The following is a 23,968-nucleotide window of genomic DNA, read 5'->3' as shown; positions in this document are numbered from 1 at the left end:
CTCAAAATAAATTACTGCTATTCTCGTTTCTCAGGTAATTTGAATCAACCATTGAATACACTGGATACTGGACAAGCGCGATTTAGTTGCGTTACATTTTCGACCCCAGACCATTCAACTGAGGTGCATGCCAGTGAACAACTAATCCCATAAAGCATTGATATATCTGTTTTATTGAGGATTGGTTATGGTTGCCCCGGTTTATATTTCGTTATCACATCTGTCATATCAGTTCGCCAGCGGACTGACTCTTTGGAATAATCTGAACGCCAGTTTTAGTGAGCCGTTGCAGGCTCTGGTCGGTATCAACGGTATTGGTAAGTCCACGCTCGGTCGTTTACTGGCTGGAGAACTGACGCCATCCAGTGGTCAGGTATTTGCTTCTGGCCGGGTGTACTATTTGCCGCAAAGGTATCCTGGTCATGATGATGATCCGCTCTTCAAAGTACTTGGCACAGAACATTTCTATCGCGCTCAGACACGTATTGAAAACGGCCTGATGCAGGAACCCGACTATGATGTTCTGGAACATCACTGGGACTGGTTCACTCGTTTAAAACAAACATCTGACAGTTTGAATATCACCTTCCAATGGGATCTTAACGATACCTGGCAACAATTCAGTGGCGGACAGCAGAGTCAATTGTTACGACTGGCGGCGCTGTTTCAGCAACCTGATTTTCTCATTCTTGATGAGCCCAGCAACCATCTGGATCGGCAGCAAAAACAAAATTTACTTGAGTGGCTGCTGGCCGATAACGGCGTTGCCAAACTGGTCATTACTCATGATCGTTTTCTACTGACGCATATCGATGTGTTTTATGAGCTCAGCGGTAATGGTTTATTTCGTCATACCGGTGGCCTTGAACACTATCTCGATGGCAGGGCCCGGCGATTGCAAAACCAGCAGCTGCGCCTGGAGCAGATGGATCGGCAACTGAAAAAACAACAGCGGGCACTGCAAAGCGCGGTTGAAAAAAATCAGCGCCGCGCTGCCAGTGGCAAGCATCGGGCCGAGCGACAGGATGCCAGCAAGCTGGAAGTGGATTTCAACATTGAATCGGGCACCAAAGGTCGGAGTTCGCAGTTGCACCGCCATCAACAGGCGCTGGCCGATACGCAGGTTCAGCGACAACAACGATATAGTGAACGGGAATGGCGAGATGATATCCGCATTGAACTGCCGGACAGTCACCTTCCTCCCGGTAAAAAAGTGATCGAGCTAAATAACCTGGTCTGCGGTTACGCCGGTTTTCAGACGCGCCCAATCACCCTTGAGCTGGCGGGTCCGGTTCATCTGCAAATACAGGGCGATAACGGTTGTGGCAAATCAACCCTGCTCCATACTCTGCGGGGACATCTGACTGCGCTGTCCGGCTCCATCACCTGTCATGTCCAAATGGCTTACCTGGATCAACAGTTGTCGGTATTACAGCCCGAACAAAGCAGCTGGGATAACTTTATGAGAATACATCCAAGGGCCAGTCCGGAAACAACGGGAGCGGCCCTGGCGGCGGTGGGTCTGAAAGCGGCGAAACACGATGTTGAGGTAAATCTTTTGTCCGGATCTGAGCAGCTTAGAGCCGCCATTGCAGCCGTCCTCATGGGACCGGAGACACCTCAGCTACTATTACTGGATGAGCCGAGTAACCATCTCGACCTGGAGACAGCAGAGACGTTGATCAGTGCCATCAATGCATTTGCCGGCGCGTTGATCATCATCAGTCACGATGATCATCTGCTGGCAAACATTCGCGTCGATCAGGTTGTTCACATGTCGTTGTAGCGGCATTTTTGGATGACCGTCGCTCCAAGGGTGTGCCGGCGGTGTTCATACTAATGCACCATGGCGAAGATCAAGCGCTCATTCAAGATTATCCATGCCCAGTGCGTGGGATGCGTTGCACCCTGCCATTGCCCACATCCATTCAAATTGGAACAGACTCATTATGAAACGATTATTTTTCCTGTCAGTGGTACTGCTGGCATCCTGCAGTAGCACCCCTGAACTGGTTCAAACCGACGAATGTGCCGGCACCCCTGAGTTACCCGCTGATATCCAGTCACTGTTCAGTGAAGTCGAAGATGAAGCACTGCTCAACAGCGCCCTTGGCAGCGCCAACGAAGGCAAGCTCTGTCAGGGCCAGGTTTATCAGTTAAATGCGGATGCCAGTCTGACCCTCTTTCGGGCCTGGAACAGCACCAACCCGTACAGTCGCATGGGTGCCTGGTGGGCCTTGCAGAAGCCGGTTGGCAGCATCGCTCAATATCGCAGTGATTATGAAATCTGTTATCAGTGGTCAGCGCTGGATGCCCTGGTCAGCTGCCGCTTAACACCAGGTACGAAAGTAGTGATTGGTAATGGCCAGAGCGCTCAATGCTCGCAGTATCTCACGTATCCCGTGTCTGCCGCATTACAGGTTTATCTGCCGGATGCGGATCAGGCGATGACGGATTGCAGTACGGCCGAGGCGGTATTTTCCTGGCAATAAACCAGCGCCCGCTCCGGGTGAGTGAACCGTGATCAATAAAAGGCTTCTGGCGGATGCTGTGACGACCGGGAAACAAACAACAAGTACCGCCCATCGCAGACCGCCGTGAACATATCCGTTTGCAGAAACTGTTGAAAAGTCGGTCGAAAACAATGGCTGCACTATTAACCTGGCAATTAAATAGATCGTCCTGATCTCTTTAATTGTCGCCCCGAGAAATCTGGCGGCGTTGTGCGAAACACCGAATCGTCGGACCGCTTGATTTTTAGGGGCTCGCATTGGCCGTGGCCAATGGTGTGGTCCGGCATCCCTGCATCACACTATTAACCCGACATGTATACGTGCCGGGTTAATAGATCATGCGAATACCGCAAAAACGGCAAAAATGAAACCGTACAGCCTGTCAAAACCTGTTCAGCATGTCTCTCTGTCAGACATGACAACCGCGTTAGTACTGCTCATTCAGATAACGGTTGCGAATGTGCTGAAGGAAAAACTCAGGGTTGGTTTTCTGACCAGTGGCGGCCTGTATCATATCCTGTACTTCCATAAAACAGCCATGTTGCCAGATATGTTGCTGCAGCCAGTCACGGACAAACTGAATATCACCACGGGCAAAACGATCCTGCCAGTCCGGATTCTGTTGTTTGATGGTATGAAAAAACTGCACCGAGTTTAGCGCACCAATGGTATAAGACGGGAAATATCCAAACGAACCATCGGTCCAATGGATATCCTGCATGCAGCCATCTTTATAGTTACCACGGGTATCAACACCCAGATAGCTCTGCATTTTGTCATTCCAGGCATCGGGAATGTCTTCGGCCTCCATCTCACAATTGATCAACGCACTCTCGATCTCATAGCGTAAAATCACATGCATTGGATAAGTGACTTCATCCGCTTCCACCCGAATATAGCCCGGTTCAACCACCGTGTAACACCGCCACAGTGCCTCACTGCTCCAGATCTGGGTCTGTGGCAGTTTCTCATGCATGAGTGCAGTAAAGTGTTGATTGAAAGCCTTGGACAGAAAAATCTGTTTCTCAAACAACAGACTCTGGCTTTCATGTATGCACATGTTGTGGGATTCACCAATCGGCAGACCATTCCATTGTTCCGGCAAACCCGACTCATAGCTGGCATGACCGGTTTCATGGGCGGTGGCCAGTAGTGACTGGGCGAATTCATCATCACGATAACGGGTGCAGATACGCTGGTCACCTCGAACACCGGTACTGAACGGATGGGTGCTGACATCAAGCCGGCCGGTGTTGAAATCAAACCCCAGCATTGCTGCCAGTTTATTATTGAGTACCTGCTGCTGTGATACGTCAAATGTTCCGGTGATCTGAATCGTTTCACGACTGCGCTGATGTTCAATGATTCGCTGCACCAGAGCCGGCAATTCAGCTTTCAAACGATCAAAACACTGGCCGATAAACTGATTGGAATCGCCACGACAATACAGATCCAGCAGCGCGTCATAAGGAGTATCACATTCGCCGCCGCTGGCGGCCTGACGCAGCTGAGCCTCCTCCCGAGATAATTTCACGACCTCACGAAAATTCCCCAGAAAACCATTCCAGTCATTATCGAGCCGCTGCTGCCGCCAGGCGTGCTCACATTTGGCTCCGGCCAGAGTTTTGGCGTGTATCAGCTCCGCCGGCAGACAGCTGGACCGGCGCCAGCGACGATGCATTTCCCTCAGGCTCGCCTGCTCATTGGCCGACAACGACTCCCTGGCCGCCTGATCCAGCCATTCGCCAACGTCTGAGGCAGTCAACAGTTCATGCCGCAGACTGGCCAGTTCTGCCAGGGCGTTGGCGCGTGGCTGGTTGCCGCCGGCGGGCATCATGACGGCCTGATCCCAGCCAAGAAATGTCATGGCATGACTCAACTGAAACAAGCGGTTAAAACGCTGGCAGAGCTTATGGTAATTCTGACTCATGTTATCTCCTGAAATGGATAATCCGTAACAATTGGCTATGCTGATTAAAACAGTTCTACAAAAGCAGCCCCTATGTCATACGTTTTATTAGTGGATGATAGTCCGGTCATCCTGAAAATCCTGCGCCATCTGGCAACCCGTATTGATCATCACGATGCCGTGGCTGCGGCATCTTTGAGCCAGGCAAAACAGATTTATCAGCAAAATCCGGACAGTTGTTTTGCGGCCGTTGTGGATCTGACCCTGCCAGATGCCTCGTCAGCGGATATCGTCGATTATTTTGTCAATGCGAGGGTACCGACCATCGTACTCACCGGCAACTTCGATGAAAAGCTGCAAAACCAATTGATACAAAAAGGCATTGTCGATTATGTCCGCAAGGAGGGTCGTTATTCTTACGAATATGCGATTGATCTTGTAAACCGTCTGTCCCGTAATTTGAGAACACGGGTACTGGTGGTAGAAGATTCCAAGGCTGTTCGCAGTCATATCCGACATCTGTTGCAAACGCAATTGTTTGAAGTACTGGAAGCCGGCAACGGATTGGAAGCTCTGAAAGTATTGAAGCAACACCCGGATATCAGATTATTGATCACCGATTATCAGATGCCTGAAATGGATGGTTTCGAACTGGTGCTGACACTGCGCCATAAACTGGATCGTCAGGATATGGTCATTATCGGTCTGTCATCGACCGAAGAGGCCAACACATCCACCCGGTTCATTAAAAACGGTGCCAATGACTTTCTGTCAAAACCCTTTAACAGTGAAGAGTTTCATTGCCGCATTAACCGCAACATGGACAACCTGTATCTGCTGGAACGGGTTCAGGCCATGGCCTATGAAGATGACTTGACCGGCCTGCCCAATCGCCGTTGGTTTTATGAACATGCGGAACCGGCCCTGGCACTGACCAATCAGCACCATAAACCGTTTTGTCTTGCCCTTCTCAGCCTCGATGACTATCAGGCGCTCAACGATGCCTACGGACGAGATCTCGGCGATCAGCTGCTGACTTTTTTTGCCCTTGAACTACGTGAGTCCTTTCCAAAACAAATCCTGGCCCGCACCGGTGTGGAGGAATTTACCATCGTGTTTCCGGGTCAGGATCAGGAACAATGCGGTGAGTTACTAAATCGATTTAAACAGCACATTGCGGTACAGGCGATTGAACACGGAGAGGAAGAAATTTTTATCACTTTTACCGCCGGCATTGCCAGTCAGCCTGCTAATTCGCTGGACAATTTCCTGCTTCGGGCCAATAACTGTCTACTGGAAGCCAAACGCGCCGGCAGTAATATGATCTTTGGAGAAGAATGAAAAGATAGGGTCTTTACTTTAATCATCCCGCAGAGCGATTGTTTTTCCTTACCACATTTGTTATTTACGTGGTTTCTCCTATTTTGCCTGATTCAAAGGGGCCCTCATGAAAAAAGCGCTGCTTCGCGGGATCCTGAATATTCTCCCATTAGTCATCTCCATCTGGCTGTTCTGGTCCATTATTGAAACACTGGACGATTTGGGGTTGTCACTGCTGCAACTGCTGGGCTGGTCAACACCGTTGCCCGGAAGTGGCTTCGTCCTGATTATCGGCCTGATTCTGACCATTGGCGTGGCTTTCAGCGTCAGCCCCATCGTCTGGCTGTATCAGCGAATGGAGGTACAGTTACTGCGGTTTCCATTGTTTAAAACCGTATACGGCTCAATCAAGGACCTGGCCTCATTGATGAACCGCAATCCCACCCAGGACAAACACCGACAGACAGTACTCATCAAGCAATCCGGTGGTCACTATATTGTCGGCTTCGTGACCAGCGACCATGTGCCCTCGCCACTGGCTGATGCGCTGCCCGATGAGCCGGAAGAATGGGTACCAGTATTGTTTCAGCTCAGCTATCAGATTGCAGGGGTGACAATACTGGCGAAAAAATCTGATCTGATTTTTGTGGACTGGTCTTTTGAAGAAGCCGTTCGTTTTATGTTGACCGCCGGTATTTCACAGACTGGCAGCCAGACCATCAAGGGGGGATAATGATTAAGACCGTAATCGTTGGTTACGGCTATTCTGCCAGAACGTTCCATCTGCCTTTTTTAAGGCTGAATAACGCTTTTGATGTGGTTGGATTCGTATCGTCAAGACCAGAGGAGATCTTGGCCACTTACCCGGTAACACAGATATTCTCGCAACTGTCAGAATGTCTGCAGAGACTGAAACCGGACCTTGTGATTGTGACCACACCGAATCATCTGCATTTCAGTCAGGCGAAGAGCGCACTGCTGGCAGGTGCTCACGTGGTAGTGGAGAAACCATTTACACTAACCACCACTGAGGCTCACGAACTCATTGAACTTGCGCGCCGGCAACAGAAAAAGCTGACAGTTTTTCATAATCGCCGCTGGGATGGAGATTTTCTGACGGTGAAAAAACTGATCACTTCCGGCAAACTGGGAGAGATCAAGATATTTGAAAGCCGGTTTGACCGTTTTCGGCCACAGGTACGGGATCGCTGGCGTGAAAATGCCGGGCCGGGATCGGGAATCTTCTGGGATCTGGCACCGCACCTGATTGATCAGGCCATCACGTTGTTTGGGTTACCCACAAGTACTCACTCTCAGCTTTATACTTTACGAGATTCAGGTGAAAGTACGGATGCCTTTCATTTAACATTGAATTATCCCGACAAAGTTGTTTATCTGTCCTCTTCACCCTTTCAGGCTGGAGACAATGAACGTTTCAATATTCAGGGAACCCTTGGTAGTTTTCGCAAGTATGGACTGGACCCACAGGAAGCACAGCTAAAACAAGGTCTCACGCCCGGAACTGACGACTGGGGTATGGATAAACTGGAATATTATGGGACTCTTTTCACAGAACAAGAAAAAAAGTCTCTGAAAACTGAAATTGGTTGCTATGAACAATTCTTTCTACGACTGGAAAACTCTATCCTGAAGAACACTGACGAACCGGTCATACCCGAAACTATTTTTCCTGTTATTGAGATAATTGAAAATGCTATAACATCAATATAAGGAAATTTTCGAGGGGCATTTTCAACACCATTTTATAAAACAAAAAACTTACACAATCATGTCAAATGACAATGATTTTTAGGAATACAGAGCCACAGACAAACAGTCAGAGCGCTTCTGAATGACGTCGGCGAGCGGATCAAGACAGTGTAAGAATTTTGCGGGAAGCAGGAACTTATAAGGCATAAATGATCGATTTGAGCAGTTTTTTTAACACGGTATTGGCAGCGCAGGTTATTTTTCAAAAGCTCCTTAGCAGACGGTTATCGGTTAGTATCTAAGTCATGATCAGTATTAAGGGGCCTCTGAAAAATAGGAATAGTTTTGATGCAGGCGAGGAAGCACCACTCGCAACACCGCAATTTACTGGCGTAAATGAGGATGTGAGACTGGGGCTGACAACGTCCTGCGCGAAAATAGTCCATTTTTCAGAGGTTCCTTAAGTTCATAACAGTAGGATCAGCAGGAATATCTTTTCGACTCATCTCCCGATGCACACCATCACTAAGGCAGCTATTACACAGATAGATCTGGAAATAAAGGATTACAAAATGGAAAACAGAATCTGCCAGTACCGTACGGATAGAATGATAAAATGTAATGCCCGTGCTGTATTTAAGAAGAGCTATCAATACGCCTTATCAGATGGCACTACTGGTGTGATTCAAATGATAGCCGGACAGCAGTCATGCTGGAGGTATTGTGCCTAAGTCTGCTGAAATCAAAACTCTCATCGTCCTGATTGTATTTACGTTTATGACGGTGATTGTCTATTCTATGGGGTCTTTTAATACCACTCTGGACCTGCTTGACCCGGAAGAGGGATTCATGATTATCCCCATTCAAAATCAAGGGGCTGCAATCCGAAAAATACACAGCAAAACCCACAGACTGGAATTAATCTGCCATATTGAGGACCCCTACAGCGAAAGGTTCTGCGGCTTCACCGTCATGTTATCCAATGACATGCGCCACGGTCGCGACTTTTCCCATTTTCAAAAAATCCGGTTTCAGGCCACATACAACACCCCACAAGTAGAGAAAGGCATGCGGATCTATCTGCGTAATTTCAACCCAGATTACTCCCGATTGAACGACCCGGTGACCATCAAGTTCAATTCGTTTCTACTTCCTCCTCCGGATGGCAGGCCGCTGACCATTCCCATGAATCTTCTACAGGTCGAAACCTGGTGGATAGCCAAGCTGAATATGAACCTTGAACACGCCAAGGTTGAGGTCAACAATGTCTCGATGGTGGAAGTATTATCCAACACCATATCGAGCGCCGGCGATTATCATATGGCTGTCGATCAGCTGACATTTCAAGGAGAACTGATATCCGGCTTCAATCTGGCCAAGATCCTGCTGGCCATCTGGTTTGTCACGGCAATCGTACTGCTCAACAGCAATCGTCTGAAGCTCCAGAAAGCCATTATCAGTGATCCGATGACCGGCGCACTGAACCGACGCGGTTTACTGCATTATTTCGAGCAGATGAAATCATCCGGTGACTATAAAGTAACGACTGCGTTCTACATCAACCTGGATAACTTCAAGCAGATAAATGACAGCCTGGGACATCAGACCGGTGACTATATCCTGAAATGCATCAGCCAGCGTATTCAGGCACTGCTGACAGAATACGAACCGGATCTATTGACGCGCCCGGCCTTTGGTCGTTTTTCCAGCGACGAGTATCTGATCATTTTTCATCACCTCAACCAGGAACAGGTCTGCTGGATGGACAACCGTCTGCATCAGACCATCAACGAGCCGATGCGCTACGAACAGATGGATCTGCAGGTCTACGCCAGCATCGGTATCGCTGCCACGAACAAACCGGATACCTTTGATGAACTGTTCGCCAAAACCGATACCGCCATGCGAATTGCCAAACAAAGTGGCAAGAACCAGAGCCGAATGTTTGACAGTGAGGTCTATGCCATTCGGCAGGAACGGATCAAACTTGCCGCAGATTTACGACAAGCGATCAACCAAGAGGCTTTCGAGTTGTTCTATATGCCGATCTTTGCCTCAGACACACTGAAAATCACGGCGGTGGAAGCGCTTATTCGATGCAACTATGCACCGATTAAGCATATCGGTCCGGAAATTTTTATTCCCGTGGCAGAGGAATATGACCTGATTCAATCCATCGATCTGTGGGTCATAGAAACTATTTTCAAGCAATTGCAGAGCAACCGGCAGTTGAACCAGTTTTCAAATCTGAAGTTCAGCATCAACATTTCCGCCAAAGAACTCTATAACGTTAATTTTCCGAATATTCTGGCGGAATGGATAGTGCGCTACGACGTGGATCCAACCATGGTTGAACTTGAAATCACCGAGACCTGCCTGGTCGAAGTGGGTGACAGTGTTATCAATAATATCAATCGACTTAAAACACTGGGCTTCTCAATTGCACTGGATGACTTTGGCACCGGTTATATGGCATTCAATCAGTTAAACCTGTTCCCCGTTGACACCATTAAGATCGATAAAAGTTTCGTCACTTCGTTTGATCCGGCAAAACAGCACAGGTCCGTCGCCATTGAAGCAGTGCTGTTACTGGCAGAATCATTTAACTTGAGAACCGTTGCCGAAGGTGTGGAAACGCAGGAACAATATTTATATCTGAAAAAACAAAAATGCCAGTTCTTTCAGGGTTACTTTAAAAGTCCACCGTTGGACTGGCAGACGCTATGTCAACGCTGGGACCAGTTAGAAGGTGCTTGCCCTCCAGAAAACCGAGTGCTAGGATCGCCAGTATGAACGCATATATCTTATTTAATATTTCATCAACCACCACCACCTCAACCACGGAGTTGCTTGGGGGGTAAGGTGTATTGATTAAAAAAACTCTCTGAGCGCAAGCCAGGGAGTTTTTTTATGCCTTCGGTTTTGTGTTCAGAGTTTAAAAACCACTGGAGGCAAGTATGAAATCCCATCGCGATATTGGCGAAAAACTCGATCTGTTCCACTCTGAACCCCAGGCACCGGGTATGATGTTCTGGCACCCTGATGGCTGGCGGCTGTTTCAGAATATCGAAAATCACATGCGTACTGTTTATCTTGCTAATAATTTCAGCGAGGTCCGTACTCCACAGTTTATGAAAAAGGAGCTCTGGCAGATATCCGGCCATCTGGAGAAATTCGCCGATAATATGTTTATGGGTGGAGACGCGGATATGCCGGATGACTATGCGCTGAAGCCGATGTCCTGTCCGGCTCACATCCTGTATTTTCAACGGGGAGTACACAGTTATCGGGAGCTGCCGATAAAATTATTTGAGTTCGGTCTGGTCCATCGTAATGAACCCTCCGGAGCCCTGAATGGCTGCCTGCGCTTACGTCAGTTCACTCAGGACGATGCCCATGTTTTTTGCGACTGGGAGCAGGCCGACGCTGAGATCATTGCTTTTATTGAACGGGCACAGCTGGTTTATCGGTCGTTTGGTTATCATGATTTTCAAATTAAGGTATCCACTCAACCTGAGAATGCCTTTGGTTCAAACGATGACTGGCGGCGGGCGGAACAGTTGCTGGCCAAGGCCTGCCAGCAGGCCGGTCATGAATTCGAATGGCAGGTGGGTGAAGGGGCTTTTTATGGTCCCAAAATCGAAATCAGTTTGCGCGACAGCATGGGTCGCGAATGGCAATGCGGCACAATTCAATGTGATTTCAACTTACCGCAGCGGTTTGATCTGTCGTATGTCAATGAGCAGAATGCGTTTATCCGACCAGTGATTCTGCATCAGGCCATGTATGGTTCCATCGAGCGCTGGATTGGTATTCTATTGGAAAATTATCAGGGCATACTTCCGGCGTGGATTCATCCGCTCCCGGTTGCCATTGCCGCCGTCACTGAAGCCAGTCGTGATTATGTGCAGTCGCTTCAACAACAGCTGCAGTCGGCCGGGATCGCCTCCCGCATTGATGTTGGATCGGGCAGTGTCTCGCGTAAAATCAAACGATTTTATCAGTACCATGTCCCGGTCATGATGATTGTCGGTGAGCAGGAGGCCGACCAACAGACAGTGCAAATACGGCTGAGAGATTCAAAAGAGACCATGAAAACGCTGAATCGTGATGAATTGGTATCGTTTATCCGGCAACAAATTCATCAACCTGTCACAGCGGTTTGAGCAGACAAACAATACGACCGGTTTCATGAAAGCCCATCGTTTTATGGACCTGAATGCTGTGGTGATTGCTCACCTCAGCATCGCTGGCCAGCTCGGTAAATCCCTGCTGACGGGCCCATGTTTCGGCCGCTGTCATCAGTATTCTGCCGCATCCCTGTCCACGCAGATCGTGATCGATATACCAGCCTTCGATATAAGGTACCCGATTATGTTCACTGCCTTCAGCATAGGCACGGATATTCAACTCAATCATGCCACCGAGTTGGTGGTGACTCCGTTCCAGTACCAGTACTTCGGCCAGGTGCAGCGGGTTACCGGAGAAATACTGTGCTATCTCTGCCGCAAAATCGGCGTCAATATCCGGCCAGAGTTGCTGGCGCATGCGACACCACTCTTCAGCATCACGCGTTTCAACAGGCCGCACTGTCAGATTCATCAGTGACGTCTCAGACGCTGCATCAGTTCCTCGACGCTGTCGAGCACCACCAGCGAACGAGTTACTTCAGGCCAGGCAAATTCGTGACTGATCATATTATCGAGCAATGTGATAAAGGCGTCGTAGTAACCATACAGATTCAATAAAAAACAGGGTTTTTGATGATAGTTCAGCATGTGCCAGGTCCACACTTCAAACAGCTCCTCCATGGTACCGGGTCCACCGGGCAGCGCCACGAATGCATCAGCCATGTTCATCATCTGCATTTTTCGTTCATGCATGTCTTTCACAGTATGCAGCTCGGTCAGCCCCTGATGTGCCATTTCCCGATCTACCAGTGCTTCCGGAATGACTCCGTAAGCTCTACCACCATGGGCCAGTACGGCATCTGCAACGATACCCATCAACCCCGAGTGACCACCACCAAATACCAGATCCCAGTGATGTTCTACCATACTTTGCCCCAAAGCCTTGGCTTCCTGGGCATAACGAGGATCTTTACCGGGTTTGGAACCACAATACACCGCCAGTTTCATAGCTAATCTGTCCAATGCTGAAAGTTCGATGCAGGGTAACATATTTCCATTTATCGAAAATACGAACGGAAGAAAGGAAGTCATGATTCAGCCACAATACCTGCTGACGAAACTGGCATCAGAGCGATTGTGGGAAACAATCGCGATAGAGAACAGGCATGGGCCCGGAGAGAAGAGACCCCGCACATACCTGTCTGTACGGGATCTTACCGGGTTATTAATCATTCAAACGCTAATTATTCCAGCGCTCCCACAATGGCATTAACGATTTCCGGATAAATCTGCGCACCGGTATTACGATCGAAGATACTAAAGCCATAAGCATTGGCGTAACCATTGTCCCAGTAGACCGGCACCATGTCGTGCTCAATGGCGGATCTGGAGATATATTCATTCCAGTAAACCCGATAGCGCTCGTGACCGCTCACTGCCGGTCTGGAAATCACACCATATTCACCCAATATGACACCGACGCCATGATCCACGAAATGAGACTTCATTTTCTGGAACTGGCTGTCCACATAGGATTCATTGGCCCAGGTTTCTGTCGCGTTCGGATCGGTGGCCAACGCTCCCCACTGGGTAATATTGCTGTTCTGATTCAAGGTAAAGTTGTAGGGATCGTAGTAGTGAACTTCCATCAACATTCTATCCGCCACCGTGTCGGTCGGGATCTGGGCAAAGTTCACGGTATGATCAATATTGGTATTGAAGCCCTGTACCACCAAATAACGGTCAGCATTCTTGCCACCTGTTGCGCGCACGGTTGTTACAAATGTCTGGTTAAAACTGTTTTGTACGGTGTAATACTCGTAAGTTGGGGTGCTGTAATCACCATCAACCATGACTTCATTGGTACCTGCAAACAGCAGACGATGATCATAGTCGCGAAAGTGAGTGGCTATTTGTTTCCACATAATTGCCAGTCGGTTGTTTACGTACTCCTGCTGATCGTAGGTGGGTTGCATCCAACCACCATCCCAGTGAATATTCATGATCACATAAAGATCTGCATTCAGTGCGTAATTCACCACTTCCTCAACCCGGTTCATCCAGGCATCGGTAATGGTAAAGTTGGATGCATTGGAGAACTTGCTCCAGGCCACCGGCAGACGCACGGTATCGAACCCTGCCGCTTTGACGGAATTGAACAGTTGCTGGTTCAACAGAGGGTTGCCCCAGTTGGTTTCGCCACCGGTCGCATCCAGTGAGTTACCGGCATTCCAGCCAACCCCCATGAGGTCAGTCAGTTCCACTGCGGATGGTTCACTGCCGGAGCCGTTATCGCCGCCGTTGTCACCGCCTCCGTTATCTCCACCGTTGTCACCGCCGTTATCTCCACCGTTGTCACCGCCGTTATCGCCACCATTATCACCGCCACCGTTATCGCCTCCCGCCACGACGCAGCTGGTGATGGTTCCCATGGCATTGTCACCGTTACCCTGAAAGCCAAACTCTGTCGATTGACCGGGCTGAATTGTGGCATTCCACTCAAGATTATTGGCGTTATAAGGATTACTGCCTGTTAAATTGACATTCCAATAGTTGACGATGGTGGTACCGGCAGAATAGCTCCATTCGACCTCCCAGCTGGTGATAGCAGTCGTGCCATCATTGGTAATTGTAACGGCACCGGTGAACCCTGATCCCCAGTCATTGGAAACTTTATATTCACATTGCACAGCCTGAACCTGATATGACAGCAAAGATGCCGCCACCAGTATCCCGCCAGCCTTTAGAGCTCTCAGGGATGTTTTAAGTTTATGGGAAAACATAGTGATTATCCTTTGGAATATTATGACTAACAAAATCTGAAACCCGACATAATCGTTATGCCGCTAAAGATATTTATCCGGCTTTTGAGCAGAGGCGCACTACTGACCGCCTATATATTCAGGTCACAATGAACCGTGCCAGTGGCGTTTTATAAAACCGGGAAATTTTTCTGCCACCGTAACGACTATTCTTGTATTGCGGCTAAACGATACGTGATCACAATGTTGTCAAGAATACCTTCATACTAATGGATGAAAAACCCATTTTGCATCGTTATCAGACCAAGCCTCAGAGCGCCATCAATGCGCTATTTATTTTTTATGAATTTGCATAAAATATTTCTGGTAAGCCAATGAAATAAAAGAATTTTTTTGTTTTTAAGGCAAAAAAGATACTTTTATTTTTTTTCAAAAATGTACGAAAACCTGTGACTGAGTTCGCAGCAATAAACAGTCTGCAGGTCATTACCGGGGCACACTTCGATAAAGACATGTACCGTACAAGCGATGTTTTCGAGGAAAAAAACCTGAAAATTATGAAAAAAGAAAAATTGCATCGATGAGAAAATCGATGCATGCAATTGAAGATGGATGGCCTGATGATTGAAACAGTCTTCAATCATCAGGCTAACGGGTAAACAATCTGCTTAAAATCCGCCCTGTAGCCAGATGACCAGATCATCGATTTTGAGGTTATCCCAGGTGGGCGTTATCACCTGCGGTTCAACATTATTCATACGCTCCTGCAGCGTTTTCAGGCTCCACTCTCCTTCGATATACAGCCTTCTGGATTGCCACTGAATACCACGCTGCTGCCACAAAGAAGCACTGGCCCATGAGTCATGATCCTCGATAAAAACCGGATCAGCCTGTTGATCATTATTCAGATCAATCATAAACAGGTACCTACCGATTTGCTGATTACCGCGCCACTCATCACGAGCATTATAAAGAGCCTCCAGGAGACCGTCGGGAATCTCAGCCTGCGGTGGATATACAGATAACTGTCGTTCAAACGACTGTTGTAAAAGACCTTCATCGACTTCTCTGCCACCTCCATGATATTGGTTGTCTGCCAACGCCAGAATCAAAGCATCATCATCCTTATATTGTTGTTTCAGCTGCTCAGCAGCGAGATAACCGGATCGTCCCAGATGGTAAAACAAATACCATGGATCAATCGCATTCACGTCATGATTTTCCTCATATCGGGCAACCTGATCATTAGCACTGATCTTACGAAAATCCAGCACAGGCGAATTTAACAGGATCAGCGAGATAATCAGCAGGATGCCAATGGCGCTGTTGGTACGTCCGATTGCCGTTGGCCAGGCATCCCACCGACGTAGAATCTGCCAGCCATAAGACAGCGCCAGACTCGCCAGAAAAGCCCAGATCATAAGGGCCCAGCCACGCTCAACGGTAAAACCGTATTGCTGGATACGAAGATACAAACCATATGCGGCAATCAGGGAAAAAACCGGTAGCAACAGACACCCCGCATAAATGATCCGGTGTAACCAGAGACCATAAACCCGGCGATCTCCACACTGATAGACCGCGTTCAAAAAGAACAACAGTCCCCCCTGCAGAGATAACACCAGCACAGTACCTTTGCCGGTATTCCACAACGCCTGCAATCCAGTAAACGGCAAGGCCAGCAGAAACAGCACAGCCATGATCACCAGCAATGGCAGCAGCCACTGACTGAAAACCCGCAACAAGGACACCAGTGTATCCAACAGCGATTCCAGTGACCGGAACAGAAGGATGCCACCCGCAAATGCCAATGCCAGCACCGGATTGTAAAACCATATACGGCGAAACAACTCCCTGAAGAAATCGATGCCGATCAGCTTGAACAACTCCGCCCACAACATCATCAATACCCAGACAATCAGGGTAAACAACATACTTAACAGCAGAATAAAGAGGTTGCGCCACACCGACTGAAACAACGGCGCATAGCAGTTTGACTGTCTGTCGGCCCAACGTTGCAGGTAGCTCTGACCGAAAAAACACAAAACCGTCATACTGCAGATGAAGTTAAATGTAATGTGATGATCGTACAATTGACCAACTGGCAACAATTGCAGACCAATATATATCGACAGGCAGGCCAGCAATACCGCTACCACCGTCAGGCCGATATACATTCGCCGGCGATTATCGGTTCGCAGACCCAGCTGCAACATACAAGGAATAGTGAGTGTGAGGCTATACAGAAGGAACAGCCAAACCGGTTGTTCGAAGGGCCATAACTGTGCGTCCAATTGCACCCCCAACATCCCCAGAGCCAAGCCCTGGAGCAGTCCGGCCAGCAAAATCGTCCGCTGTGGAATAGTGACTGTATTCATATCGATCTCAAAGTCCTTATTAATGGTTTTTCCTGATTAACTGCGAATAGACGTGGTGTTTGGGTATAAGGTTGGGGACCATGTGGAGAACATTTGAATAATATCGGCGAGCAAGCCACGGCAAAGCAAAAATCTGTGCCCCAAGCCATCGGGATCGGATTTTTAACACTGCATTGCGACGCGGATAATTGCTCAGGGAACACATAGTTATTTTCATGCGAATCACTCTCCATGTTACCCTCTAAGGCTGCAAATAAAGCAAGCATCTACTTAACTTTATGAAGCAGCAAGATATAATCCAACGGCCTGGTAGCTTCGCTACTTTTTAATGACCATTCAGGAATTCCACACCGATTATGAGCGACAAGCCTGCGAATTTTTTAACCAATGCCATTGATGCAGATCTGGCAAACGGCAAACACACCCATATCGTTACCCGTTTCCCGCCCGAGCCAAATGGCTATCTGCATATCGGCCACGCCAAATCCATCTGTCTGAATTTTGGCCTGGCACAGCAGTATAACGGTGAGTGCAATCTGCGCTTTGATGACACCAACCCGGAAAAAGAAAGCCAGGAATATATTGATTCCATCCAGGCGGACATCAAATGGCTGGGTTTCCAATGGGCAGGTGAAGTCAGGTATTCCTCTTCATATTTCGATACGCTGTATGAATATGCTCTGCACCTGATTCGCAATGGCGATGCCTATGTGTGTGAGCTGACAGCTGAACAGGCCAGGGAATATCGGGGCACACTGACCGAGCCTGGGAAAAACAGTCCGTTTCGTGACCGCAGCGTCGAAGAAAACCTTGAGTTGTTCGAGCAAATGCGTCGTGGTGATTTCGACGAAGGCCGTTGTTCTCTACGGGCCAAAATCGATATGGCCTCACCCAACATGAACCTGCGCGACCCGGTACTGTACCGGATCCGTAAGGTGGTCCATCACCAGACCGGTGATAAGTGGTGTATTTATCCCAGTTATGATTTCACCCATGGTCAGTCCGATGCGCTTGAAGGCATCACCCATTCCATTTGTACCCTGGAGTTCGAAGATCATCGTCCATTATATGAATGGTTCCTCGACAAGCTGCCGGTACCCTGCAAACCCCGGCAGTATGAATTTGCACGGTTAAACGTCAACTACACCGTCACCAGTAAACGTAAACTCAAGCGTCTGGTGGACGAAAATGTGGTATCCGGCTGGAATGACCCGCGGATGCCGACCATCAGCGGTATGCGCAGACGCGGTATCCCGGCAGCAGCTCTACGGAATTTCTGCGACATGGTCGGTACCAACCGCAGTGATGGTGTGGTCGATCTTGGCATGCTGGATTTCGCCATTCGTGAAGAGCTGAACGAAAATGCTCCACGGGCCATGTGTGTCCTCAATCCACTGAAAGTGGTGTTTACCAATATTGCCGAAGATCATCTGGAAATGGTGACCGCACCGGTACATCCAAACAAGGAGGAGATGGGCAACCGCTCGCTGCCGTTTACCCGGGAAATATACATCGACCGGGAAGATTTCAGCGAAGACACCTCGCTTTCCCGCAAAAAATTCAAGCGTCTGGTCATGGGAGACTATGTAAGACTGCGCAGTGCCTACGTGATCAAGGCAGAAGAAGTGATCAAAGACGATCAGGGTGAGATTATTGAATTGCGGGCAAGTGTTGTGGAAGGTACGGTGGGTGCCAACCCACCAGAAGACATAAGACCTCGGGGCGTCATTCACTGGGTATCCGCCAGTAAAGGTGTTAAAGCCACGGTTCGCGTGTATGACCGGCTGTTCAATCATGAAACACCTGACCGCGGCAGTGACGACTTCATGCAACACCTGAATCCTCACTCTCTCGAAATTCTGGAAAACTGCTGGGTTGAACCCGGCCTGGAAGTATTACCACCGGAAAGCTGCTTTCAGTTTGAACGTGAAGGTTATTTCTGCATTGATCAACACGATTCCAGCCCGGAACACCTGGTATTGAACAAGACCATCGGTCTGAAAGACGTTTGGGAACGCAAAACCTCCTGATCTTTTCCTCTCTTAGGCACAGTTCCGTCAACCATAATGACGGAACTGTGCTGTCCCGCCATAAACCCTCTTAAACAGTTAATTTTGCCTTCAACCTGTATTCCCGGACATTAATAACAAGCTAACAAAATATCGGCCATCCAGCCGGAATGACCAATGAAGATAGTTGAAACGAATACACCTTGCTTCAGACCGAATGAAGCATGAATACCGCATTCGAACCTCATAGGAATATGTTTTCGGTGGTCTGAAACGAAGGGTGTTCATTATTTCTTTCCCAGTACAAATAAAACGGCTCAGCGCTACTCTGCGGAAAGCAGCCAGAGGCAATAGCAATACTTCAAAACGCGCTGGAACTGCTGTCGTGTATGACTGGAACTTAAATGCTGACATCTAAAAAGTGGCTCTTTACAGAGCCATTGAAATAGGACATTTCGAGGGGATCAATAAGTATCTCCCGGTAAGGTTCACCCTACCGGGGTAAAGAGAAAGACCGTTAACGACCGGTTCGTCTGATCATTGCAAACATCAGCAGCAGGCCCAGGCCTAAGCCGCCAAATGTGCCTGATCCATTGATTTTGACAGAAACACTATCTGTCTGTGTGTCTGAACTGCCGGTTTCGGGTACGTTGGTATCGCTGTTATTACCCTCAGAGGATCCATCGCCGTTATCGTTACCATCATTATTATGACCATCACCAGAATCATCTGATATGGCAGGGATCGTGACACTGGCCGCCTCAGAATTAAAATCAGATAGCTCTGTCTGGCTGACCTTGACCCAATAATAATAAGTCAAACCCGGGCTAACCGTTGTATCGAGATAGCTTCGACTGTCTGCTGATAACAAAACAAGTCGCTCCCGGCCGTCGGGATTTGAATCGACATCCCGATAAAGCTGCAGCCCAGCCACACTGGCATCGGTAATATCCCAGTTTAGCTGCACCTCATTGTTATCATTCAGCTTGGCACTTAATGTAATTGACGGGGTCACAGTACTGTCAGAATCATCACCGGAATCCACTTGGCAGTCACCAGCCGATACCGCCAGATTACGGTTATCCCCGGCCAGGGAGGTGACAATGTCTTTGACACACTTCGCCGCATCCAACGTATATGAGTACGGGATTTCAATGGTTGTGGTGGAAACGATATCCGGACCTGCTGGAAACTCCTGTTCAGATGGACTCCAGGTGACATTGTCAAATATATTTCCACTGACATCCCAGAAACCCATATCTGTCGTATAAAAAGTACCTATCGGATTATTCACATCTTCGAAGTAGTTATTTTCAGCTTTTATCCGACCACCTATACGGGGATTCATGGCTGATTTGGAAATATGCTGATAGTAATTATTGTAGGCATGGGCAGTGGCATAACGCAGCAACGGCATACGGGAGTCTACACTCTCATACCAATTGTGATGAAAGGTGATGTAGTTATTCTCATTATCACTGTCACTCGATCCAATCAGTCCTCCCCGACCAGAGTGATGCAGGTAATTATAGGAAACGGTGACATACTGAACACCGGCTTTCATATCTATCAAAGAATCATAACCGTCTTTTTCACCACCGGAAGCTTCCAGCTCACAGTGGTCGATCCAGATATTATGAACATCTTTTTCCAGACCGATGGCATCCCCGCCATTGGAAATCGGCGACCCTGATTTTTTTACATTACGGACATGAATATTTCTGATAATAATATTCGAGGACTCCCGAATATGAATACCAATCTCATCAAATACCGCGCCATCTCCTTCACCGATCAGCGAAATATTGCTCACCCGTTTAAACTGGATTGAACTATCGGTGGTATCACAGCTACCACTGAATTTTGCCGTATTATCATGATTAATCGTACCACTGACATAAATAATCAGAGGAGTATCATCGGCAGCGCGATTACACATGGCTTCATGAATGCCTGCGCCACTGCTCACGTGAACAATTTCACCTCCCTCTCCACCGGTGGTACCACCATTCATAGCCGCATAGCCTTCGAGGGAGGATGCCGCGGCTTCAACACCCAAAAAGATCATTCCCATGCCAGCCAGCGACCATCCGCCCAACCGGAAATACTTGTTCATGACCATTAAAATATCCTCTGTCAAATTTTTTATATCAGTTTTGTCTGAACTCTTAACAAATATTGATAACACTAAAAAATATTTTTAAGCAGCGAAGAATCTGATGATTGTGATTTCTCACACATTAAAAAAGACAGGATTTTGAACAAATTCCCATTTGCTGTTCAGGCATTCAAGCCACCCAGCTAACTAACAAACGAAAATAACTGATTTAGAAATTAGCCTGACAACCAAAAGACGAAACAAATCTTTTGGTTGTCGGATCAGAATTGCCGCCGGACAGTCAGGAACCATAACAATAAGATTAATGGCCGTCCTTCACACCGGCTGTCGCGGGTTTCTTTAAGAATGCGGTCAAAATCATTAACAGAACGAAACCGCAGGCCAGCAGCGTAAACACATCTGCAAAAGCCATCAGCCACGACTGCTGCGTAACCATCCCCGCCAATTGTTTGAGTGAAGCCAGCGAACCATCCAGTCCGTGAGCATCGTAATTATGACCGACAGCTCCCAACCACCGCTGTACGGAATGATTTCCCCAATCAATCGACTCGCTGAGACGAGTGTAGTGAAAATCCGTACGCTGGGTCAAAACAGTATTGATAATGGCAAGACCGACCGCACCTCCAAGGTTACGCATCAGGTTAAACAGACCCGAGGCATTATTGATTCTCTCCGGTGGCAGGGTTCCTAAGGCAATATTATTAATGGGAACCATGCACATCATCAGCGATATACCACGCAGAATCTGCGGCACGACCAGTTCATCATATCCCCAGTCAGCGGTAATACCGGAAATCATATAGGTACTGACAGCAAACAAGGCAAAACCGATTCCCATCATAACCCTGAGATCAACCACACCTGCCAAACGACCGGCAATCGGTGCCATCAAAAACATGCTCAAACCGGAAATAAACATGGTCTCACCGATTCGCAGAGCGTCGTATCCCTGAATTCTGGCCAGATACAATGGGTACAAATAGGTTAGTCCGTAAAGCGCTATCCCCACCATAAAGGTAAACAATGAGCCTACTGCGAAATTGGAATTGGTATACGCCCGCAAATCCACCACCGGAAATTCGGCCCTGAACACTCTGACAAAAAAAGCGATTCCGCCCAGTGCCATAATGGCAGTTAACATGACAATTTCCGGGTCTTCAAACCAGTCCTTACCGTTTCCTTCTTCCAGCACATATTCGAGACAACCCAGAAAAACGGCCATGAACAGCAAACCCCACCAATCAAACTTCTTCATTAACCTGAAGTTAGGCTTGTCGAAATCAATGTACTGCCAGGCCAATAACGTCACCAGAATTCCGGGAAACACATTGATGAGAAACAACCAGTGCCAGCTCATCACATGGCTGATATAACCACCGACGGTAGGACCAATCGTTGGCGCCAGGGTGGCAATCAGGCCGACAATGGCAGATACGGTATTGCGGTGTGAACGGGGGAAAATAGTAAATGCTGCTGCAAATACGGAAGGGATCATACCGCCGCCGATAAACCCCTGAAATGCCCGGTAAATAATCATCTGATCAATAGAGGTTGCCGTTGCACACAACGCACTTGATAACGTAAAACCGGCTGCGGATACGGTAAACAGAACCCGGGTCGATAAAACCCGTGCCAACGTACCAGACAACGGCACCATGACAACTTCTGCAATCAGGTACGAAGTCTGAACCCAGGAAATCTCGTCAGCACCGGCTGCCAGTCCTGCTCGAATCTCGGATAACGACGCCGACACAACTTGAATGTCGAGAATCGCCATGAACATACCAAACACCATCACCGTGAAGGCGATGATGGTTTTCATGGAAACCGGTTCTTCACCAGGTGGGTGAGTACTGACTGTGACAGTAGTGGAAGCCATGATCAGTCAACATTTACCAGTGAAGCCATCGTTGCGGTCCGGGTATCGATATCCACAACCACACTCAGGCCAGCACGCAGATAACCTTTATCCAGTTCTGATGTGGGAATTCCAATACGTACCGGAATGCGCTGTACCACTTTGGTAAAATTACCCGTTGCATTTTCAGCCGGCAGGACAGAAAACACCGAGCCAGATGCCGGAGATAACGATTCCACACGGCCTTCGATATCCAGAGAACCAAATGCGTCCACATGAATTTTGACTTTTTCACCTGGGGAAATCTGATCAATCTGAGTCTCTTTGAAATTGGCTTCAATGTAGAGATCATTGGCAGGCACCAAGGAGGCCAGACTGGCTCCAGCCGAAACCAGATCCCCTTTCTGCACCGACAGATTGCCGATCGTCCCGTCATAGGGAGCCTTTAACACGGTAAAAGCCAGGTTGCGTTCAGCCTGCTCCTTGTTTAGCTGCAGGGATTTCAAAGCCGCTACAGCTTCATTACGCTGAGCAGTGAGGACTGAGATATTGGCTTGCGCAGCCTCGATATTGGCATTGGCACCGACCAGTTCTGCCTTGACTTCATCCAGACTGGCATTAGCGGAATCCAATGAGGATTGTGTGGAATAGGATTGTTCCTGTAACCGGGAAGCCCGCTGCACCGTTAACTCGGCAATATGAACCTTGGCCTGCAACGCCAGTTTGGTGGCCTTGGCCTGCTCAAGGCTGGCACGGGCACCCACAATTCGGGCATCAATACTTTTTATCGCCAGGTTCTGGCTGTCGATACTGGCATCGACCTGCTCTGCGGCAATACGGTAATCACCATTATCCAGAGTCACCAGCACATCCCCGGCCTTGACCCGCTGGTTGGCTTTCACATTGACCTCATCAACATAACCGGTCACCTTAGGTGAGATGATGGCAATGTCACCTTGAATATAGGCATCATCTGTAGAAACCATAAAGCGGCCCTCAGTCCACCATTGATACCCATACCAACCACCTGCTCCAAGAATCAGCAGGACTAAAATGGGCATGACAACATTGGGTTTACGCTTGCCCATGTTCTGCGGTTCAGGTATCGCCCCGGTTTCCATTTGACCAGCGTGCTCAGAAGCTTGCCCTTCCAAAGTGGTCTCCTTGTTTTTAAATCGAACCTCCTGATCCGATTTTACATTTTTAAGTACTGTCATCACCCACTACCCGACATCAATTACAGTTTTATCGAACCATACG

The 23,968-nt window shown here is 48.3% G+C and carries 16 protein-coding genes; 8 read left to right on the top strand and 8 right to left on the bottom strand.

All coding sequences use genetic code 11. From position 1 onward, the window contains the following. Positions 1 to 187 precede the first annotated feature (187 nt). Entirely contained in the window at positions 188 to 1,786 is a 1,599-nt protein-coding gene (locus tag YC6258_RS05580; protein ID WP_044616153.1) for an ATP-binding cassette domain-containing protein, read from the top strand. Positions 1,787 to 1,949: 163 nt separating this feature from the next. Next, complete coding sequence (locus YC6258_RS05575) at positions 1,950 to 2,492, top strand: hypothetical protein (protein WP_044619771.1); 543 nt, start codon at positions 1,950 to 1,952, stop codon at positions 2,490 to 2,492. Positions 2,493 to 2,940: 448 nt separating this feature from the next. Here the strand turns inward: YC6258_RS05575 and YC6258_RS05570 are convergent, their stop codons facing one another. After that, positions 2,941 to 4,443 (bottom strand): carboxypeptidase M32, encoded by a 1,503-nt coding sequence (locus YC6258_RS05570; RefSeq protein ID WP_044616152.1) that lies wholly within the window; start codon positions 4,441 to 4,443, stop codon positions 2,941 to 2,943. A 72-nt stretch (positions 4,444 to 4,515) separates the two neighbouring features. On the opposite strand from YC6258_RS05570, the gene YC6258_RS05565 reads away from it, so the two are divergent. The 5 genes from YC6258_RS05565 (at position 4,516) to thrS (ending at position 11,618) form a co-directional block, all read left to right on the top strand. After that, the gene (locus YC6258_RS05565) at positions 4,516 to 5,763 is read left to right on the top strand and encodes a response regulator (RefSeq protein ID WP_044616151.1); all 1,248 of its coding nucleotides are present in this window, start codon (positions 4,516 to 4,518) and stop codon (positions 5,761 to 5,763) included. Between the two features lie 106 nt (positions 5,764 to 5,869). After that, positions 5,870 to 6,475 carry a DUF502 domain-containing protein gene (locus YC6258_RS05560; protein ID WP_044616150.1) on the top strand — a complete coding sequence of 202 codons (606 nt, stop codon included), beginning with the start codon at positions 5,870 to 5,872 and terminating at the stop codon, positions 6,473 to 6,475. Next, on the top strand, positions 6,475 to 7,473 hold the full coding sequence (locus tag YC6258_RS05555) for an oxidoreductase (RefSeq protein ID WP_044616149.1): 999 nt from the start codon (positions 6,475 to 6,477) through the stop codon (positions 7,471 to 7,473). Before YC6258_RS05560 ends, YC6258_RS05555 begins: the two co-directional genes overlap by 1 nt. A gap of 702 nt (positions 7,474 to 8,175) precedes the next feature. Further along, on the top strand, positions 8,176 to 10,245 hold the full coding sequence (locus YC6258_RS27055; RefSeq protein WP_052830088.1) for a putative bifunctional diguanylate cyclase/phosphodiesterase: 2,070 nt from the start codon (positions 8,176 to 8,178) through the stop codon (positions 10,243 to 10,245). A 164-nt stretch (positions 10,246 to 10,409) separates the two neighbouring features. Beyond that, positions 10,410 to 11,618 (top strand): threonine--tRNA ligase, encoded by a 1,209-nt coding sequence (gene thrS, locus YC6258_RS05540; protein ID WP_052830087.1) that lies wholly within the window; start codon positions 10,410 to 10,412, stop codon positions 11,616 to 11,618. Here the strand turns inward: thrS and YC6258_RS05535 are convergent. The 4 genes from YC6258_RS05535 to YC6258_RS05515 form a co-directional block, all read right to left on the bottom strand. Then, positions 11,605 to 12,054, bottom strand: a complete 450-nt coding sequence (locus YC6258_RS05535) for a GNAT family N-acetyltransferase (RefSeq protein ID WP_211264629.1) — start codon at positions 12,052 to 12,054, stop codon at positions 11,605 to 11,607. The two genes, thrS and YC6258_RS05535, sit on opposite strands and share 14 nt — an antisense overlap. Continuing rightward, on the bottom strand, positions 12,054 to 12,590 hold the full coding sequence (locus YC6258_RS05530) for an LOG family protein (protein WP_044616147.1): 537 nt from the start codon (positions 12,588 to 12,590) through the stop codon (positions 12,054 to 12,056). The genes YC6258_RS05535 and YC6258_RS05530 overlap by 1 nt, the downstream gene beginning before the upstream one ends. A gap of 236 nt (positions 12,591 to 12,826) precedes the next feature. Next, positions 12,827 to 14,365: a cellulase family glycosylhydrolase gene (locus tag YC6258_RS05525; RefSeq protein ID WP_044616146.1), complete on the bottom strand. Its 1,539-nt coding sequence runs from the start codon at positions 14,363 to 14,365 to the stop codon at positions 12,827 to 12,829. A gap of 647 nt (positions 14,366 to 15,012) precedes the next feature. Then, entirely contained in the window at positions 15,013 to 16,722 is a 1,710-nt protein-coding gene (locus YC6258_RS05515; protein WP_044616144.1) for a DUF4153 domain-containing protein, read from the bottom strand. Between the two features lie 356 nt (positions 16,723 to 17,078). On the opposite strand from YC6258_RS05515, the gene YC6258_RS05510 reads away from it, so the two are divergent. Next, positions 17,079 to 18,752: a glutamine--tRNA ligase/YqeY domain fusion protein gene (locus YC6258_RS05510; protein WP_044616143.1), complete on the top strand. Its 1,674-nt coding sequence runs from the start codon at positions 17,079 to 17,081 to the stop codon at positions 18,750 to 18,752. 496 nt (positions 18,753 to 19,248) lie between these two features. On the opposite strand, the gene YC6258_RS05505 is transcribed toward YC6258_RS05510, so the two are convergent. The 3 genes from YC6258_RS05505 to YC6258_RS05495 form a co-directional block, all read right to left on the bottom strand. Beyond that, positions 19,249 to 20,853 (bottom strand): pectate lyase family protein, encoded by a 1,605-nt coding sequence (locus tag YC6258_RS05505; RefSeq protein ID WP_052830086.1) that lies wholly within the window; start codon positions 20,851 to 20,853, stop codon positions 19,249 to 19,251. 298 nt (positions 20,854 to 21,151) lie between these two features. Beyond that, complete coding sequence (locus tag YC6258_RS05500) at positions 21,152 to 22,729, bottom strand: DHA2 family efflux MFS transporter permease subunit (RefSeq protein WP_044616142.1); 1,578 nt, start codon at positions 22,727 to 22,729, stop codon at positions 21,152 to 21,154. Between the two features lie 2 nt (positions 22,730 to 22,731). Further along, positions 22,732 to 23,862 (bottom strand): HlyD family secretion protein, encoded by a 1,131-nt coding sequence (locus tag YC6258_RS05495; RefSeq protein ID WP_211264628.1) that lies wholly within the window; start codon positions 23,860 to 23,862, stop codon positions 22,732 to 22,734. Between the last annotated feature and the right edge of the window lie 106 nt (positions 23,863 to 23,968).

This window comes from Gynuella sunshinyii YC6258 (assembly GCF_000940805.1).
Lineage (GTDB): Bacteria > Pseudomonadota > Gammaproteobacteria > Pseudomonadales > Natronospirillaceae > Gynuella > Gynuella sunshinyii.
The sequence above is the reverse complement of the archived record's forward strand: the minus strand, read 5'-3'. Positions and strand labels throughout refer to the sequence as shown.

Excerpts from the sequence above, each read along its gene's own strand:
- YC6258_RS05570 (WP_044616152.1), bottom strand. The coding sequence starts at position 4,443 with ATGAGTCAGAATTACCATAAGCTCTGCCAGCGTTTTAACCGCTTGTTT.
- YC6258_RS05565 (WP_044616151.1), top strand. The coding sequence starts at position 4,516 with ATGTCATACGTTTTATTAGTGGATGATAGTCCGGTCATCCTGAAAATC.
- YC6258_RS05555 (WP_044616149.1), top strand. The coding sequence starts at position 6,475 with ATGATTAAGACCGTAATCGTTGGTTACGGCTATTCTGCCAGAACGTTC.
- YC6258_RS05580 (WP_044616153.1), top strand. The coding sequence starts at position 188 with ATGGTTGCCCCGGTTTATATTTCGTTATCACATCTGTCATATCAGTTC.
- YC6258_RS05560 (WP_044616150.1), top strand. The coding sequence starts at position 5,870 with ATGAAAAAAGCGCTGCTTCGCGGGATCCTGAATATTCTCCCATTAGTC.
- YC6258_RS05575 (WP_044619771.1), top strand. The coding sequence starts at position 1,950 with ATGAAACGATTATTTTTCCTGTCAGTGGTACTGCTGGCATCCTGCAGT.
- YC6258_RS05510 (WP_044616143.1), top strand. The coding sequence starts at position 17,079 with ATGAGCGACAAGCCTGCGAATTTTTTAACCAATGCCATTGATGCAGAT.
- YC6258_RS05530 (WP_044616147.1), bottom strand. The coding sequence starts at position 12,590 with ATGAAACTGGCGGTGTATTGTGGTTCCAAACCCGGTAAAGATCCTCGT.
- YC6258_RS05515 (WP_044616144.1), bottom strand. The coding sequence starts at position 16,722 with ATGAATACAGTCACTATTCCACAGCGGACGATTTTGCTGGCCGGACTG.
- thrS (WP_052830087.1), top strand. The coding sequence starts at position 10,410 with ATGAAATCCCATCGCGATATTGGCGAAAAACTCGATCTGTTCCACTCT.
- YC6258_RS05525 (WP_044616146.1), bottom strand. The coding sequence starts at position 14,365 with ATGTTTTCCCATAAACTTAAAACATCCCTGAGAGCTCTAAAGGCTGGC.
- YC6258_RS05535 (WP_211264629.1), bottom strand. The coding sequence starts at position 12,054 with ATGAATCTGACAGTGCGGCCTGTTGAAACGCGTGATGCTGAAGAGTGG.
- YC6258_RS05500 (WP_044616142.1), bottom strand. The coding sequence starts at position 22,729 with ATGGCTTCCACTACTGTCACAGTCAGTACTCACCCACCTGGTGAAGAA.
- YC6258_RS05505 (WP_052830086.1), bottom strand. The coding sequence starts at position 20,853 with ATGGTCATGAACAAGTATTTCCGGTTGGGCGGATGGTCGCTGGCTGGC.